We start from the raw sequence: 15493 nt of genomic DNA on the forward strand, positions 1-15493 counted from the left end.
ACCAGAGGCGAGTCGCCTCAGGCGCGGGGGACGCACCGCACCAGGCGTCGGCTCACGCCGACAGATCCGGCTCCCGCACGCGGTCGAAGACGCCGCCGGTCTCCGTGCCGGTGAGCAGGTACGCCTGGGCCTCGCCCACGTGGAAGTACATCCCGTGCAGCTCAAGGGCGCCCTCGTCGAGAGCCCGGGCCACCGAGTCGTGGGCACGAAGGTGCTCCAACTGCTGGACCACGTTCGTCAGGCAGAGCTGCTCGACCGCGTCCTCGGGGGACCGCCCGGCCAGCCTGCCCCAGGACAGGCGGTCGTCGGCCATGCGCTCCAGGCTCGGCAGCCCGTGCCGCAGCCACCGCTTCAGCGGGGTCCGGGCGCCGCCCGGCTCGGAGTTGAGCAGGGCCTGCATGGCGCCGCATCCCGAGTGTCCGCACACCGTGATGGACCGCACCCGGAGCACATCCACGGCGTACTCGATCGCCGCCGCCACCGAGTCGTCGCCGCTCTCCTCGCCCGGGCGCGGGACGAGGTTGCCCACGTTGCGCACGACGAACAGGTCGCCCGGACCACTGGAGGTGATCATCGATGTGACCAGCCGGGAGTCGGCGCAGGTCAGGAAGAGCTGCGAGGGCCGCTGCCCCTCTCTCGCCAGCCGGGCCAGCTCGGTGCGCACCAGGGGTGCGGTGTTGCGCTGGAACGCGCTGATGCCACGCGCCAGTTCGTGCCCGCTGGCTCCGCCGGTACCCGTCGGGTCCGGCTCGGAGCGGTCCGACCCGTCCGGGTTCTTCCCGGCAGGAGGCACGGACTGGGGGCCGTCGCACTGGTGGTTGCGCCAGGGTGTCCAGGGCCGGCAGCGGCAGTCGCCGGAGGCCTGGGGCTCGGAGATGCGGGTGCCGGGATGCCGGCCGGTGATCTCCACGGTGCCGCCCTGCGCGGTGTGCGTCCTCTGCCAGTCCTGCAACGTCTCGTACGCCGCGTGGTCCATGAACGACCCGTCCAGCTCGACGGCGGTGTCGGCGCCGTGGGGCACGAGATGCAGGGCCCGGCTGAGCCGTGGCACCGCGAGGAACGTCAACTGTCCTCTGACGTGGATGTGATGGACTCCTTCCCTCTCGTCGTGCGTGATGCGGGTGCGGGTGAGGCGGTGCAGGGCGACGCCGACGGCCATGGCGATGCCGAGCGCCACGCCCTCCAGGACGCCGAGGGAGACCACGCCGAGGGTGGTGACGGCGTAGACCCACACTTCGCGGTGGCGGGTCACCGTGCGGATGTGGTTCAGGGACACCATCTGGATGCCGACGGCCATCACCAGGGCGGCGAGCGAGGCGAGCGGGATGAACTCCAGGATCGGGACCATCAGCAGCGCGGCGATCACTACGAGAACGCCGTGCAGCATCGTGGAGTTCCGGCTGACGGCGCCCGCGTGCACATTCGCCGAACTCCGCACGGCGACACCGGCGATGGGCAGTCCGCCGAGCGAGCCGGAGACGATGTTGGCGGCGCCCTGCCCGAGCAGTTCGCGGTCGAGGTTCGAGCGCCTGACACGGGGCGACAAGCCGGGGCGGACGGCCACCAGCTTGTCCACGGCGACCGCGCCGAGCAGCGACTGCACGCTGCACACCAGCGTGGTGGTGAGCACGGCGGCGACCAGGCCGAGCACGGGGCCCTCGGGCAGCCCGGCCAAGGCGTGGTTGCTCCAGGACGGCAGGTCGACCTTGGGCAGCCGGAGCCCGGCGAGGGCGGCGGCCGCGGTGGCTCCGGCGACGGCGACGAGCGCGGCCGGGACCTTGCGCAGCAGGCGTCCGGCCCGGCCGGGCAGTCTCGGCCAGAGCAGCAGCAGCGCCAGGGTCAGCACGCTCACCGACACGGCCGCGGGGCGCATGTGCGCCAACTGGGCGGGCAGCGCGCGGAGGTTGTCCGGTACGGAACTCTGGGGTGTGCCGCCGAGCACGATGTGCAGCTGGGCGACGGCGATGGTGACGCCGATCCCGGCGAGCATGCCGTGCACGATGGCGGGGCTGACGGCGAGGGCGCCACGGGCCACGCGCAGGCAGCCCAGGCCGAGTTGGGCGAGGCCGGCGAGGACGGTGATGGCGCAGGTCGTCCGCCAGCCGTAGCGCTGGATGAGGTCGGCGGTGACGACGGTGAGCCCGGCGGCCGGACCGCTCACCTGGAGCGGGGAGCCGCCGAGCCGCCCGGCGACCAGGCCGCCCACGGCGGCGGCGACGAGGCCGGCCTGGAGCGGGGCGCCGGTGGCGAGGGCGATGCCCAGGGACAGGGGCAGGGCGATCAGGAAGACCGCGATCGAGGCCGACACATCGGCACCCGCGATCCTGAATCGGCGGGGTCCGGTGGGCGGCGGACTGTGGGGCGGATGGGTGCGTTCGGTGCGGCTCGGATCGGCGGCGCGTGTGGGGACGCAGGCTGACATGGTTTCCCGTCTCCTCCGGGGCTGCGCGGTCGCGTAACTGGGGGGTCCCGCTCGGGGCGGGATTCGGTCGCGGCGGTCACGGCGTAAATCGGCGGGATGAATCAACGCTCGGTAAACAGATCGTAATGCAGAGTAAAGGGCGAGCATGGATTTTACGGGCAAATGGGCTAATGGATCACTCTGAAGGATGAAGTAGTTATTTGATCGGCTTGTCGTATCAATTCCTTCTCGAACTCGTGCGAATTTGGCGGCGCTGTCCGCACCCGAGAGAAGGAAGAAGGTGGGCGGAACATGACCGCCACCCACAGGATCGCCGCGAGTTCCGTGATCGCCGCGGTCTGCGCCGCATCGCTCGCCGGTTGCGCGACCGGCACCCCCCGGCAAGAGACCCCCGACCCGCAGAAGCCGACACCGGCACAGGCGCCGAAGAGTGCCGTTCGGCTGATCGGAGACGGCTCCACCGCCTACACCGGCGCCCAGCCGCACCTGCCCAGGCCGGAACGCCTGCGGCCTGGGCAGAAGCCCCCGCAGTTCGTCGTCTTCTCCTGGGACGGCGCGGGCGAGGACAGCCAGAAGCTGTTCTCCCACTTCCGCAAGGTCGCCAAGAAGAACAACGCGACCATGACGTACTTCCTGAGCGGCGTGTACATGCTGCCGGATGAGAAGCGCGACCGGTACCGGCCGCCGCAGCACTCCCCGGGCCGCTCCGACATCGGCTTCAACGACCGCCGCGGCATCGCCGCCACCGCGAAGCAGCTGCGCCTGGCGTGGCTGGAGGGCAACGAGATCGGTACCCACTTCAACGGCCACTTCTGCGGCAGCGGCGGAGGTGTCGGCGAGTGGTCCGTCCAGGACTGGAAGGACGAGATCTCCCAGGCCAAGCAGTTCGTGAAGACCTGGAAGACCAACACCGGCCTGACGGGCGCGGCCCCCCTGCCCTTCGACTACGACAAGGAGCTCATCGGCGCCCGCACGCCGTGCCTCGAGGGCCAGCGCAACTTCATGAGGGCGGCCCGCGACCTGGGCTTCCGCTATGACACCAGCGGCGTGAACGATCAGGTCTGGCCGAAGAAGAAGCAGGGCCTGTGGGACGTGTCCATGCAGCTCGTGCCGTTCCCCGGCCACTCCTTCGAGCAGCTGACCATGGACTACAACTTCATGGTCAACCAGTCGGGCACCAAGACCCAGGGCAACCCCGCCATGCACGACTTCTGGGGCGACCAGATGCGCGACGGCCTGCTGCAGGGCTTCTCACGGGCCTACAACGGCAACCGCGCGCCCCTGATCATCGGCAACCACTTCGAGTCCTGGAACGGCGGCACCTACATGAGGGCCGTCGAGGAGGTCATCGAGACGGTGTGCACCAAGGAGGAGGTGCGCTGCGTCTCGTTCCGGCAGCTCGTGGACTGGCTGGACGCACAGGACCCGAAGACGCTGGAGAAGCTGCGCACCCTGCAGGTGGGCCAGGCGCCCCAGGCAGGCTGGGCGTCCTTCCTGTCGGACCGGCCCGCCCCGGCACCCAAGGGCGTGCCCGGTCCTCCGGCGGCCAAGGGGGTCCCGGGCGCTCCGGCGGCCAAGGAGTAGTCCTCCGGGCGGACGTGGCCGGCCGCACGCGCGTGAAGGCCGGGCGCACGCGCGCGTGAAGAAGGCCACTCCGCCGCGGAGCGGGGCCCCGGGGTGCGTAGGGTCGTACTCATGAGTACAGCAGGCGCGAGCGCCGATCCCCTCGCGGCCCTGGGGGCGCTGCCCGGAGTGGCCGATTCCGTGGAGTCCGTACGCAAGGCCGTCGACCGGGTCTACGGGCACCGGGTCATGCGGCGGCGCAGCAACGCGATCACCTCCGAGGCCGCTCTGCGCGGCGCCCGCGGCTCGGCCGCGCTGTCCGGCGCGGACTGGGCCCTGGAGGAGGTGCGCCGGCGCACGGACTTCAGCGGCGACGACGAGGCCCGCACCGTGGGGGCCGCCCTGCGGCTCACCGCGGAGGCGGGCCAGCTGCTGTCGATCTGGCGGCAGTCGCCCCTGCGGGTGCTGGCCCGGCTGCACCTGGTGGCGGCCGCGGACAAGGCCGACCAGGTGGGACGGCCCCGCAAGGAGGGCGAGCCGGTCGGCGAGCCGCTCGTCGCGCTGCCGCTGCCGAGCGCCTCCGAGACGCACGGCAGGCTGGACGGACTGGCCGGGCTGATCATCGCGGGCGGCTCCGCACCGGCGCTGGTGACGGCCGCCGTCGTGCACGGCGAACTCCTCGCGCTGCGTCCCTTCACGTCCCACAACGGCCTCATCGCACGCACGGCGGAGCGTATTGTCCTCATCGGCAGCGGCCTGGACCCGAAGTCGGTCTGCGCGGCCGAGGTCGGCCACGCGGAGCTGGGGCGTGAGGCCTACCTGGAGGCCCTCGGCGGGTACGTCTCCGGTACCCCGGAGGGCGTGGCAGCCTGGATCGCCCACTGCGGCAGGGCCGTCGAGCTGGGTGCTCGCGAGTCGATGGCGGTGTGCGAGGCGCTGCAGCGCGGGGCGGCCTGACATCGCGGGCGGTCCATCGCGGTGCGGCGGCGTGACAGGGCACGGCAGGAGACGCGGCCGGAACATTGATGCGGCGGTACGAGTTCTCGTACCGCCGCTGGCATGAGCATCGGGTTACCAAGCGTCCTCGATATATGCCCATCAGGTCGGGAGCTTTGCCCGCCACCTGGTGCGGCTGGCCCGTATTCGACGGGTCGACGTCGCGTGGGTGCCCGGTGTTCATGCTCGGTCCGTGGGGCCAAATGCGTTAAAAGGTGATCCTCTCGGATGTCCTTGGTCTCGCGGGCCGTGAGTCCTTTGTACTCCTGCCCCGAAGCAAGCGGAAGTCCAGGCTGCACTTCTTTACTTTTGGGTTCCCATAGGACCTGGCATCGCCACAGGTCAAGCGACCGTGGCCCGGCGCCTGTTCGCGTACCAGACGAGTCCCGCGGTGGCCGCGGCGGCGCCTATCGCCGCGACCGCCACGAGCGCCGGGCGCGGCGGGACGGAGAACGCGGGAATGCGCTGCTTCAGCCGCACCGGGCGGTGGAAGTCCAGGATCGGCCACCCGCGCGCGAGGGCCTCGCGGCGCAGCGCCCGGTCCGGGTTCACGGCATGCGGATGCCCGACGGACTCCAGCATCGGCACATCGGTCGCCGAGTCGCTGTAGGCGTAGCAGCGGCTGAGGTCGTACCCCTCGGACTCGGCCAGCTCCCTGACGGCCTCGGCCTTGGTCGGGCCGTACGCGTAGTACTCCACTTCGCCGGTGAAGCAGCCGTCGTCGCCCACGACCATGCGGGTGGCGACCACGCGGTCCGCACCCAGCAGTTCGCCGATCGGCTCGACCACCTCGGCACCCGAGGTGGACACGATCACGACGTCGCGGCCGGCGGTGTGGTGCTCCTCGATGAGGGAGGCGGCCTCGTCGTAGATGATCGGGTCGATCAGGTCGTGCAGCGTCTCGGCGACGATCTCCTTGACCTGCTGCACGTTCCAGCCCCGGCACAGGGCGGACAGATATGCGCGCATGCGCTCCATCTGGTCGTGGTCGGCGCCGCCGGCCAGGAAGACGAACTGGGCATATGCGGTGCGCAAGACGGCCCTGCGGTTGATCAGACCGCCTTGGTAGAACGACTTGCTGAACGTGAGCGTGCTCGACTTCGCAATGACCGTCTTGTCCAGGTCAAAGAAGGCGGCTGTGCGGGGCATCGAGTGGTTTTCCACGCCCCAGAGCATAGGGGCAGCCCATTCGGCGTAAGGTGGGGCCTGTGGGTTTGCCTGAGAAGGCTCTCGGGTACACCATGGAAGTCACGGATCGTTCGCGACCGTGCTAACCCGGCCCGACTCCTCCCCCCCCGAGTCGGCCGTGGGGACGACCCCCGCTCTCCCCCCCGGCGGGGGTCGTCGCATGTCCGGGTGGGTTTTCATATCCTGCGCGCGGCTTGAAAGCCGCTTCGAATGCTGCGTGTCGAAGCGTTTGTCATGCACCTGACCTGTCACGGTCGGTAGTTGCCGGGCTGCTCTGTGGGGGTCGCGCAGAGGGCCTGAGCCGCTCACCGGTATGAGTGACGACGATATTCACAACCCCCGGGACGTCCACAGTTATCCACCAAGATCCACACGATTTCGGGGATCGCTGCACCGTGATTTCAACGCGTCCCGCTCGCGGCGAGTTCATGGCCGGTTCCGAGTACCGGGGGGCGTTTGGCCGGTTTCTGTCGGCCGTTCACGGGGAGGCCGCTTGTCGGTTCTTCCCACGTTTGGGAATCGCGGGGCCGCAGGGGCCGCGCGAGCCATGCAGCGAAGGGGGATGGAAAGCGTGGCCGGAACCGTCACACACGATCCGCCGTCCGCCGCCGGAGGGCGGCAGGGCGGACCGCTGATCGTCACCGAGGACAGCGAACTCCTCGACGACCTGCTGCGCTTGTGCGCGGCGGCGGGCGCCACACCCGAGGTGCACCACGGAGTGCCGGAGCGCAGAGGCAGCTGGGAGGCCGCGCCGCTCGTTCTGGTCGGCGACGACGCCGCGCGGCGGGTGCGCGGGGCTGTGCGCAGAAGGGGAGTCGTGCTCGTCGGCCGGGACCAGGACGACTCCGGGGTGTGGCGGCGTGCCGTCGAGATCGGCGCCGAGCACGTCCTGATGCTGCCCGACGGCGAGCAGTGGCTGGTCGACCGGATCGCCGATGTGGCCGAGGGTGTCGGCCGGCCCGCCCTCACGGTGGGCGTCATCGGCGGCCGAGGCGGTGCCGGAGCGTCCACGCTCGCGTGCGCCCTCGCCGTCACCTCCGCGCGGGAGGGACTGCGCACGCTCCTCGTGGACGCCGATCCGCTGGGCGGGGGACTCGATGTCCTCCTCGGGGGTGAGACGGCCGAAGGGCTGCGCTGGCCCGCGTTCGCCTCCTCGCGCGGACGGGTCGGCGGGGGAGCCCTGGAGGAGTCGCTGCCCGAGCTGCATTCGCTGCGGGTGCTCAGCTGGGACCGCGGCGACCGGATCGCGGTCCCGCCGCAGGCGGTGCGCGCGGTGCTCGCGGCGGCCCGGCGCCGCGGCGGCACGGTCGTGGTCGACCTGCCGCGCCGGATCGACGACGGCGTCGCCGAGGTGCTCACCCAGCTGGACGTGGGCGTGCTGGTGGTGCCGGCCGAGCTGCGGGCCGTCGCGGCCGCGGGGCGGGTGGCCTCCGCGGTCGGCATGGTCCTGCGGGATCTGCGGGTGGCGGTCCGCGGCCCCTACCCGCCGGGGCTCGACGACCGTGAGGTCGCGCGGCTGCTCGGACTGCCCCTGGTCGGCGAAGTGCCCGACGAGCCGGGGCTGTCGCGCCCGGACGCGGGCACGGCGCCACCGGGTGCCGCCCCGCGCGGACCGCTCGCCCGGTTCTGCGAGGGGTTCTGGGAGCGGGCGCTCGTCGAGGCGGGTGCGGCATGAGCACCCTGGCCGGACTCGAAGGGGCGGCGCTGCTCGACGGGGTGCGGCGGTGGCTGGCGGAGAGCGGGGCCGAGCCGACCCCCGCGCGCGTGGCGCAGGCCCTGCGGGACCAGGGGCGGGTCCTCGGGGACGCCGAAGTCCTGGGCGCTGCCGCGCAGTTGCGGTCCGAGTTGATCGGCAGCGGACCGCTGGAGCCGCTCCTGGCCGATCCGTCGGTGACGGACGTGCTGGTGTCGGCCCCGGACCGGGTCTGGGTGGACCGGGGCGGCGGACTGGAGCTGACGTCGGTGCGGTTCGCGGACGCGGCGGCCGTACGGCGGCTCGCCCAGCGCCTCGCCGCGGTCGCCGGACGGCGGCTGGACGACGCCCGACCCTGGGCCGACGCCCGGCTGCCCGACGGAACCCGGCTGCACGCCGTGCTGCCACCGGTGGCGGTGGGCTGCGCCTGCCTGTCGCTGCGGGTGGTACGGCCGCGAGCCTTCACCCTCGGTGAGCTGGTCAGGGCCGGCACGGTGCCGCCGGGCGGGGACCGCATACTGCGCGCCCTGCTCGACGCTCGACTGTCCTTCCTGGTCAGCGGCGGTACCGGCACCGGGAAGACCACGCTGCTGAGTGCCCTGCTCGGGCTGGTGGGGCCGGACGAGCGGATCGTCCTCGCCGAGGACTCGGCGGAGCTGCGGCCCGACCATCCCCATGTCGTGCGGCTGGAGACCAGACCCGCCAACCAGGAGGGTGCGGGCCTCGTCACCCTCGAGGACCTGGTGCGCCAGGCGCTGCGGATGCGGCCGGACCGGTTGGTCGTGGGTGAGGTGCGCGGGCCCGAAGTGGTGCATCTGCTGGCCGCGTTGAACACCGGTCACGAGGGCGGCTGCGGGACCGTCCACGCCAACGCCGCCGCCGACGTGCCGGCCCGGCTGGAAGCGCTCGGCACGGCTGCCGGGCTCGACCGGGCCGCGCTGCACAGCCAGTTGGCGGCCGCCCTCTCCGTGGTGCTGCACCTGGTGCGCGACCGGGCCGGGCGGCGGCGGATCGCGGAGGTGCACGTGCTGGAGCGGGACCCGTCGGGCCTCGTGCGCACGGTGCCGGCGCTGCGGTGGGGAGCGGAGGCGTTCGCGCGAGAGCGGGGGTGGGAGCGGCTACGGGGGCTGCTTCGGGGCGAGGCGAGTGGGCCGGGTGACGTTGTGGTGGAGAGGGCGAGGCATGACGGGGTGCTTGAGGTCGCCGGGTGTGGCCGCGGTGGTGGCGAGGCCCGGCGGGGTGCTTCAGGTGTCGAGGGGTGTGGCCGTGGTGGAGAGGGCGAGTCATGACGGGGGTGTCTGAGATGTCGATGGGTGCGGCCGTGGCGTGCATGGGGGCGGCTGTCTGGCTGCTGGGTGAGCGTGAGGAGGCGGCGCGGCGGGCGCGGTTGCTGCTCGCGGACGGGGCAGCCGTCGGGAGCGGACCGCCCGGGTGGCGGCGGATGACCGGTGGGCTGCGGCGTGTCCGTGGGCGGCCGCGGGCCGAGTGGTGGTCACCGGTGGCCGGGCTGGTGCTGGCGATGCTCGGTGCGTCGGTGCTGCCGGCCGTCCTCGGGGCGGCCGGGGTGCCGCTGCTGCGACGGACCCGGCTGGCCGGCGAGGTGCGGCGGGACCGAGAGCGCCGGGCCGACGCGGTGATCGCGCTGTGCGGGGCGCTCGCCGGTGAGGTCCGGGCCGGGCGCCAGCCGGGTGAGGGGCTGCTGCGGGCAGCGCGGGACTGCGGCGGGCTCGCGGACGCGCGGGCGAAGGTGCTTGCGGCGGCGCGGTTCGGCGGTGACGTGCCGGAGGCGCTGGCCACGGCGGCGCGGCAACCGGGCGCCGAGGGGCTACGGGGACTCGCGGCGTGCTGGCGGGTGGCCGTGGACCAGGGCGCGGGGCTCGCGGCCGGGCTCGACCGGCTCGCTGCCGCCCTGCGTGCGGAACGGGACCAACGGTCCGACTTGCGCGCCCAGTTGGCGGGCGCCCGGGCCACGGCGGTGATGCTCGCGGGATTGCCGGCCCTGGGGCTCCTCATCGGTACCGCCCTCGGGGCCGATCCCCTCCACGTCCTGCTGCACACCGGGGCGGGACTGGGCTGTCTGGCGGCCGGCGGGGCGCTGGAGGGCCTGGGGCTGTGGTGGGTGCAGCGGATCGTGCGCGGCGCGGAGACGGCGGCATGAGCGGAGAAGCCGTCCACAGGCTGGGGGTGAGTGTGGGGATCGTGCTGGCCTGCGGATGGCTGGTGCGGTGGCTGCTGGAGGTGCGGCGCCGCAGGAGGATGCGCCGGCGGCTGACGGAGCTGTCGGGGGTACGGGAAGCGACGGCCCCTGCCCTGAGCCCGGCCGTGCGGGGGCTCGCGCGGACGTGGCTGGCCCCGGTGGGCGTGGCGTGCGCCGGATGGGCGCTGGTCGGAGGCCTCGCCGGGGTCGCTGTGGGGCTGGCCGGTGCGGTGGCGGTGTGGCGGTGGCGGCTGAGGCAGGAGACGGCCGGCGCGGACCCGGGGGCACCCGACCTCGCTGAGGCGGCACGGCAACTGCCCCTCGCCGCCGACCTGCTGGCGGCTTGCATCGCGGCGGGCGCCGGCCCGGTGATCGCGGCGCAGGCGGTGGGTGAGGCCCTGGGCGGCCCTGTCGGCGACGCCCTCGCCCGGGGTGCGGCGGAGGTGCGGCTGGGCGGCGAACCGGGCACGGCCTGGCGGAGGTTGGGCGCCGTCGCGGGCGCCGGAGGTCTCGCCCGGCTGCTCGAACGGGCCGATGTGTCCGGGCTGCCCGCGGCGGTGCCGGTCGCGCGGCTCGCGGCGGAGGCCCGGGCCGACTGGGGCCGCGCCGCGACGGCCAGGGCCCGACGGGCGGGCGTGATGGTGAGCGCGCCGGTGGGGCTGTGCTTCCTGCCTGCGTTCATCGCGGTCGGCGTGCTGCCCGTGGTGATCGGACTCGCGGGCGGGGTGCTCGGAAGGGGTGGTGGGTGAGGCGGCGACGGACCGGAAGCAGTGAGCGACAGCCAGCAGAAGTACGGAAGTTCGGACTCTTTCCTACGGGGGTTGAGATGTATCAGGCGGTACGGGCACGACTGCGTGCCCTGGTGTGCGGGATGCGGGCGGCGCGGAGGGACGCGGGGATGGTCACCTCCGAGTACGCGATGGGAATCGTCGCGGCGGTGGCGTTCGCGGTGGTGCTCTACAAGGTCGTCACGAGCGGCCCGGTCAGCGCGGAACTCCAGAACATCGTGAAGGAGGCCCTCAATGCGCGGATGTGAGCGGGGCGCGGACCGGGGGTTCGTCACGGCGGAGTCGGCCGTGGTGCTGCCCGTGCTGGTGATGTTCGCGATGGCGCTGGTGTGGGGGCTGCTGGTCGTGGCCGCGCAGATCCAGTGTGTGGACGCGGCGCGGACGGGCGCGCGTGCGGCGGCCCGCCAGGACTCGCCCGGAGCGGTCGTGGAACTGACCCGCGAGGCGGCGCCCCCCGGCGCGAAGGTGACCGTCAGCCGGGGCGCGGAGCACGTCCGGGTGACCGTCGTGGCCGAGCCGCCGGTGCTGCGCGGTCTGTCCTTCGCCGTGCGCGAGGAGGCCGTGGCGTCGGTGGAGGAGGCGGTGGGCACGTGAGACGGGGCCGGGGATGTGCCGGTGTTAGGGGCGCCGGTTCGGACCAGGGGTCCGCCACCGTGTGGAGCGTGGGGGCGATCGCCGTTCTGTGTGTGGTGTTCGGGGTCGTCCTGGCGCTCGGGCAGGCTGTCGTCATCCGGCATCGGGCGGCGGGCGGTGCGGATCTCGCGGCGCTCGCCGCGGCGGACCACTGGGCCGACGGCGGTTCGGCGGCCTGCGCCCGGGCCGGCCGGGTGGCCCGGGCCCAGGGCGTGCGGCTCGTGCGGTGCGAGGTCGCCGGGGAGATCTCGGACGTGACGGCGGCCTCGGGACGGGGGCCGTTCACGGCGGAGGTCAGGGCGAGGGCGGGGCCTGCGGCGGCTCAGCCGGATCCACGGTCGGCCACTCAGATGCCTCGTCCGCCGCCTCCTTCTCTTCCGGAGCGCCCTCCTCCTCCCTCGGATCACGCTCCTTCGCTCCCGGAGCGCCCTCCTCCTCCGGATCACCCTCCTTCTCCTCCGGAGCCCCCTCCAGCAGCACCGTGAGGAGCCGTACGGCCCCCCTCTTGTGCAGCGGGTCGTTGCCGTTGCCGCACTTGGGGGACTGGATGCAGGACGGGCAGCCGGCGTCGCACTCGCAGGAGGCGATGGCCTGGCGGGTGGCGGTCAGCCAGGTGCGGGCGGTGTGGAAGGCGCGCTCCGCGAAGCCCGCGCCGCCCGGATGGCCGTCGTAGACGAAGACCGTGGGCAGGAGCGTGTCGGGGTGGAGCGGGATCGACACGCCGCCGATGTCCCAGCGGTCGCAGGTCGCGAAGAGGGGCAGCAGGCCGATCGAAGCGTGCTCGGCGGCGTGCAGGGAGCCGCCGAGGATCTCCGGGTTGATCCGGGCCCGGTCCAGCTGGTCCTCGGTGACGGTCCACCACACGGCGCGGGTGCGCAGTGTACGGGGAGGGAGGTCGAGTTTGGTCTCGCCGAGCACTTCACCGGTGATGAGCCGTCTGCGGAGGAAGGAGACGACCTGGTTCGTCACCTCGACGGAGCCGTAGCAGAGGCGGCCGTCGCCCCACGGGATCTCGACGTCCGTCTCCAGGACGGAGATCGACGTCGTGTCGCGGGCGACCGTGGAGTACGGCGGGGCGGCCTCCTCGACGAGGGCGACGGAGTCCTCCAGGTCCAGCGACCGCACCAGGTACGTGCGGCCCTGGTGGAGGTGGACGGCCCCCTCGTGCACAGTCGAGTGCGCGGCGCCGGCGTCGACCGTGCCGAGCAGCCGGCCCGTGCCGGTCTCGACGACCTGGACCGGGCGTCCGCCCTCACCGCGGATGTCCGTCAGGTCGGCGGCGCGCTCGCGGCGGGTCCAGTGCCAGGCCTTCGTGCGGCGGCGCAGCAGCTTCGCGGCCTCCAGCTGGGGCAGGAGGCCCTCGCTGGCCGGGCCGAACAGGGCGAGGTCCTCGTCCGTCAGAGGCAGCTCCGCGGCGGCCGCGCACAGGTGCGGGGCCAGCACGTAGGGGTTGTCCGGGTCGAGGACGGTCGATTCGACGGGCTGGTCGAACAGGGCCTCGGGGTGGTGGACGAGGAAGGTGTCCAGCGGGTCGTCGCGGGCGACCAGGACGGCCAGTGCCCCCTGCCCGGACCGTCCGGCCCGGCCCGCCTGCTGCCACAGGGAGGCCCGCGTGCCCGGGTAGCCGGCGATGACGACCGCGTCGAGGCCGGAGATGTCGATGCCGAGCTCGAGGGCGTTCGTCGCGGCGAGGCCCAGCAATTCACCCGAATGGAGGGCTTGTTCGAGAGCGCGGCGTTCTTCGGGGAGATAGCCGCCCCGGTACGCCGCGACACGCCGGGCCAGCGACCGGTCGATCTCGCCCAGCCGTTCCTGGGAGATGACCGAGATCAGCTCGGCGCCACGCCGGGAACGGACGAAGGCGACCGAGCGCACGCCCTGCACGGTGAGGTCGGTCAGCAGGTCGGCGGCCTCGGCAGTGGCGGTACGGCGGACGGGGGCGCCCTTCTCGCCGTGCAGCTCGGTCAGCGGCGGCTCCCAGAGGGCGAACACCAGTTCACCGCGGGGGGAGGCGTCGTCGGCCACTTCCAGCACCGGCATGCCGGTGAGGCGGCGGGCGGCCACGGAGGGCTCGGCGGCGGTCGCGGAGGCCAGCAGGAACACCGGCGACGCGCCGTAGCGGGCACACAGCCGGCGCAACCGGCGCAGCACCTGGGCGACGTGCGAGCCGAAGACGCCGCGGTAGGTGTGGCACTCGTCGATGACGACGTACTTCAGCGACTTCAGGAAGGAGGACCAGCGGGGGTGGGACGGCAGGATGCCGCGGTGCAGCATGTCCGGGTTGGTCAGCACGTAGTTGGCGTACTGACGGATCCACTCGCGTTCCTCGAACGGAGTATCGCCGTCGTACACGGCTGGGCGCACGGAATTGCCCAGCGGATGTGAAAGTTCCTTCACGGAGCGGCACTGGTCCGCCGCGAGAGCCTTGGTGGGAGCCAGGTAGAGGGTGGTCGCGCCGCGGCCGTTCGGGGCCTCCGAGCCCTCCAGAAGGGTGGAGAAGACCGGCACGAGGTAGGCCAGGGACTTGCCGGAGGCCGTGCCGGTGGCGACGACGACCGACTCGCCGTCCAGGGCGTGCTCGGCCGCGCGTGCCTGGTGGGCCCAGGGATGTTCGATGCCCGCGGCTCGCACGGCCGCGACGACCTCCGCGCGGATCCGGTCCGGCCAGACGGCATGCCGACCCTCACGCGGGGGCAAGTGCTCCGTATGAGTAATGCGAGAGGCCCTGCTGGGGCCGGACGCGAGCCGGTCCAGGACCGCGCCCGGCGCGGGTCGGGAGGCGGGGTCCGTCGGGGTTCGATCGGATCGGTGATTCTTGGCCATCGGCACCGAGTGTGTCACTGGCGTGACGGACAATGGAGCCAAGGCGTCGTGCACGCCTGCCGGTAAGTGATTGAATGCCATCGCGGCTGGCGAAGCGTCCAGGGGCTGAAGCCGAATGCCCTTAGGGCGACCGCTCGATAGCAAGGTGCTGGAGGATCCGTGGACCTGTCCCTGTCGACCGAAACCATGGGCGATCGCACGATCGTCAGGGTCGGTGGCGAAATCGACGTATATACCGCGCCCAAGCTGCGCGAGCAGTTGGTCGAGCTGGTGAACGACGGCAGTTTCCACCTTGTCGTCGACATGGAGGGCGTGGACTTCCTCGACTCCACCGGGCTCGGCGTACTGGTCGGCGGCCTGAAGCGCGTGCGAGCCCATGAGGGCTCCCTGCGCCTGGTCTGCAACCAGGAGCGCATTCTGAAGATCTTCCGTATCACCGGCCTCACCAAGGTGTTCCCGATTCACACCTCGGTCGAGGAAGCGGTTGCGGCCACCGACTGACACCGGTCCCGGGCCCCGTGCCCGGGCCGGCCGTCGTTCGGCAGAAGTGAAGACCGAGGGGGCCCGGGCTTTCGGCGGCCCGGAGCCTCTCGACCGCACGCCCGTAGTTGCGAGGGGGATGCATGGCCACCGTTGAGCTCCGCTTCAGCGCGCTGCCCGAGCATGTCAGGACCGCCCGGCTGGTGGCGGCAGCGGTGGCGCGCAGGGCCGGAGTGGACGAGGCCGTCCTCGACGAGGTCAGGCTCGCCGTCGGCGAGGCGTGCACCCGAGCCGTCGGACTGCATCAGATCGGCGGGATCTCGGCACCGGTGAAGGTGCTGCTGATCGAGGAGGAGAAGCAGTTCTCCATCGAGGTCGGTGACGAGGCCCCGCACGCGGTCTCCGGCGAGCGCGCTCCCGGGGCCGGACCCGGCGACGCCGACGGTGAGGCCGACGAGGACGAAATGGGCCTCGCGGTCATCAGCGGACTCGTCGACGACGTCGAGGTCAGCGCGGGAGAACACGGCGGGCTGATCAAGATGACCTGGCCGACCACGCCGCCGCCGACGATCCTGGTCTGACCCCGCCACCGCGCACACCGTTCCTTCGAAGGGCCCCACCCGTGGGGCCCTTCGTCATGTGCGGGTGTCAGTGCCCGCCTTTACAGTAGGTCCTGTGCCGTTCATCGCGTGAATTCGTTCACGATCATT

General features: G+C 72.6%; 13 protein-coding genes and 1 pseudogene. 11 read left to right on the plus strand and 3 right to left on the minus strand.

Going from position 1 to position 15493, the window contains the following annotated elements; genetic code table 11:
• Positions 1-52: 52 nt before the first annotated feature.
• Positions 53-2422 (minus strand): bifunctional SulP family inorganic anion transporter/carbonic anhydrase, encoded by a 2370-nt coding sequence (locus HDC93_RS20560; protein ID WP_185012340.1) that lies wholly within the window; start codon positions 2420-2422, stop codon positions 53-55.
• Between the two features lie 291 nt (positions 2423-2713).
• Between HDC93_RS20560 and HDC93_RS20565 the strand changes: the two genes are divergently transcribed.
• Both HDC93_RS20565 and HDC93_RS20570 read left to right on the plus strand, forming a co-directional pair.
• Entirely contained in the window at positions 2714-4006 is a 1293-nt protein-coding gene (locus tag HDC93_RS20565; RefSeq protein ID WP_185012341.1) for a hypothetical protein, read from the plus strand.
• Between the two features lie 111 nt (positions 4007-4117).
• Complete coding sequence (locus HDC93_RS20570) at positions 4118-4942, plus strand: oxidoreductase (protein ID WP_185012342.1); 825 nt, start codon at positions 4118-4120, stop codon at positions 4940-4942.
• A 381-nt stretch (positions 4943-5323) separates the two neighbouring features.
• Here the strand turns inward: HDC93_RS20570 and HDC93_RS20575 are convergent, their stop codons facing one another.
• Complete coding sequence (locus tag HDC93_RS20575) at positions 5324-6157, minus strand: HAD family phosphatase (RefSeq protein ID WP_097218513.1); 834 nt, start codon at positions 6155-6157, stop codon at positions 5324-5326.
• Positions 6158-6731: 574 nt separating this feature from the next.
• Between HDC93_RS20575 and ssd the strand changes: the two genes are divergently transcribed.
• The 7 genes and pseudogenes from ssd to HDC93_RS20610 form a co-directional block, all read left to right on the plus strand.
• Complete coding sequence (gene ssd, locus HDC93_RS20580; protein ID WP_185012343.1) at positions 6732-7844, plus strand: septum site-determining protein Ssd; 1113 nt, start codon at positions 6732-6734, stop codon at positions 7842-7844.
• On the plus strand, positions 7841-9151 hold the full coding sequence (locus tag HDC93_RS20585) for a TadA family conjugal transfer-associated ATPase (RefSeq protein ID WP_185012344.1): 1311 nt from the start codon (positions 7841-7843) through the stop codon (positions 9149-9151). Before ssd ends, HDC93_RS20585 begins: the two co-directional genes overlap by 4 nt.
• Positions 9148-10020: a type II secretion system F family protein gene (locus HDC93_RS20590; protein ID WP_185012345.1), complete on the plus strand. Its 873-nt coding sequence runs from the start codon at positions 9148-9150 to the stop codon at positions 10018-10020. The genes HDC93_RS20585 and HDC93_RS20590 overlap by 4 nt, the downstream gene beginning before the upstream one ends.
• On the plus strand, positions 10017-10808 hold the full coding sequence (locus tag HDC93_RS20595) for a type II secretion system F family protein (protein WP_185012346.1): 792 nt from the start codon (positions 10017-10019) through the stop codon (positions 10806-10808). The genes HDC93_RS20590 and HDC93_RS20595 overlap by 4 nt, the downstream gene beginning before the upstream one ends.
• Before the next feature lie 77 nt (positions 10809-10885).
• Positions 10886-11095, plus strand: a complete 210-nt coding sequence (locus tag HDC93_RS20600; protein WP_078899406.1) for a DUF4244 domain-containing protein — start codon at positions 10886-10888, stop codon at positions 11093-11095.
• Entirely contained in the window at positions 11082-11441 is a 360-nt protein-coding gene (locus tag HDC93_RS20605; protein ID WP_031103557.1) for a TadE family type IV pilus minor pilin, read from the plus strand. Before HDC93_RS20600 ends, HDC93_RS20605 begins: the two co-directional genes overlap by 14 nt.
• Positions 11438-11842: pseudogene (locus tag HDC93_RS20610) on the plus strand (Rv3654c family TadE-like protein); the annotation flags it as partial. The gene HDC93_RS20605 and the pseudogene HDC93_RS20610, both read left to right, overlap by 4 nt.
• On the opposite strand, the gene HDC93_RS20615 reads toward HDC93_RS20610, so the two are convergent.
• Positions 11775-14384 carry a DEAD/DEAH box helicase gene (locus tag HDC93_RS20615; RefSeq protein WP_260419673.1) on the minus strand — a complete coding sequence of 870 codons (2610 nt, stop codon included), beginning with the start codon at positions 14382-14384 and terminating at the stop codon, positions 11775-11777. The pseudogene HDC93_RS20610 and the gene HDC93_RS20615 overlap by 68 nt on opposite strands.
• A 78-nt stretch (positions 14385-14462) precedes the next feature.
• On the opposite strand from HDC93_RS20615, the gene bldG reads away from it, so the two are divergent.
• Both bldG and HDC93_RS20625 read left to right on the plus strand, forming a co-directional pair.
• Positions 14463-14804, plus strand: coding sequence for an anti-sigma factor antagonist BldG (bldG, locus tag HDC93_RS20620; protein WP_003991900.1), 342 nt, complete (start codon positions 14463-14465; stop codon positions 14802-14804).
• A gap of 122 nt (positions 14805-14926) precedes the next feature.
• Positions 14927-15364: an ATP-binding protein gene (locus HDC93_RS20625; protein WP_185012347.1), complete on the plus strand. Its 438-nt coding sequence runs from the start codon at positions 14927-14929 to the stop codon at positions 15362-15364.
• The last annotated feature ends 129 nt before the right edge of the window (positions 15365-15493 follow it).

This window comes from Streptomyces sp. AK010, assembly GCF_014207295.1.
In the GTDB taxonomy this organism is placed as follows: domain Bacteria; phylum Actinomycetota; class Actinomycetes; order Streptomycetales; family Streptomycetaceae; genus Streptomyces; species Streptomyces massasporeus.

Bases quoted from the DNA above. Each gene is read 5' to 3' on its own strand.
- HDC93_RS20595 (WP_185012346.1), top strand. From the start codon at position 10,017: ATGAGCGGAGAAGCCGTCCACAGGCTGGGGGTGAGTGTGGGGATCGTG.
- HDC93_RS20585 (WP_185012344.1), top strand. From the start codon at position 7,841: ATGAGCACCCTGGCCGGACTCGAAGGGGCGGCGCTGCTCGACGGGGTG.
- HDC93_RS20565 (WP_185012341.1), top strand. From the start codon at position 2,714: ATGACCGCCACCCACAGGATCGCCGCGAGTTCCGTGATCGCCGCGGTC.
- HDC93_RS20570 (WP_185012342.1), top strand. From the start codon at position 4,118: ATGAGTACAGCAGGCGCGAGCGCCGATCCCCTCGCGGCCCTGGGGGCG.
- HDC93_RS20625 (WP_185012347.1), top strand. From the start codon at position 14,927: ATGGCCACCGTTGAGCTCCGCTTCAGCGCGCTGCCCGAGCATGTCAGG.
- HDC93_RS20615 (WP_260419673.1), bottom strand. From the start codon at position 14,384: ATGGCATTCAATCACTTACCGGCAGGCGTGCACGACGCCTTGGCTCCA.
- HDC93_RS20605 (WP_031103557.1), top strand. From the start codon at position 11,082: ATGCGCGGATGTGAGCGGGGCGCGGACCGGGGGTTCGTCACGGCGGAG.
- HDC93_RS20590 (WP_185012345.1), top strand. From the start codon at position 9,148: ATGACGGGGGTGTCTGAGATGTCGATGGGTGCGGCCGTGGCGTGCATG.
- ssd (WP_185012343.1), top strand. From the start codon at position 6,732: ATGGAAAGCGTGGCCGGAACCGTCACACACGATCCGCCGTCCGCCGCC.
- HDC93_RS20600 (WP_078899406.1), top strand. From the start codon at position 10,886: ATGTATCAGGCGGTACGGGCACGACTGCGTGCCCTGGTGTGCGGGATG.
- HDC93_RS20575 (WP_097218513.1), bottom strand. From the start codon at position 6,157: ATGCTCTGGGGCGTGGAAAACCACTCGATGCCCCGCACAGCCGCCTTC.
- HDC93_RS20560 (WP_185012340.1), bottom strand. From the start codon at position 2,422: ATGTCAGCCTGCGTCCCCACACGCGCCGCCGATCCGAGCCGCACCGAA.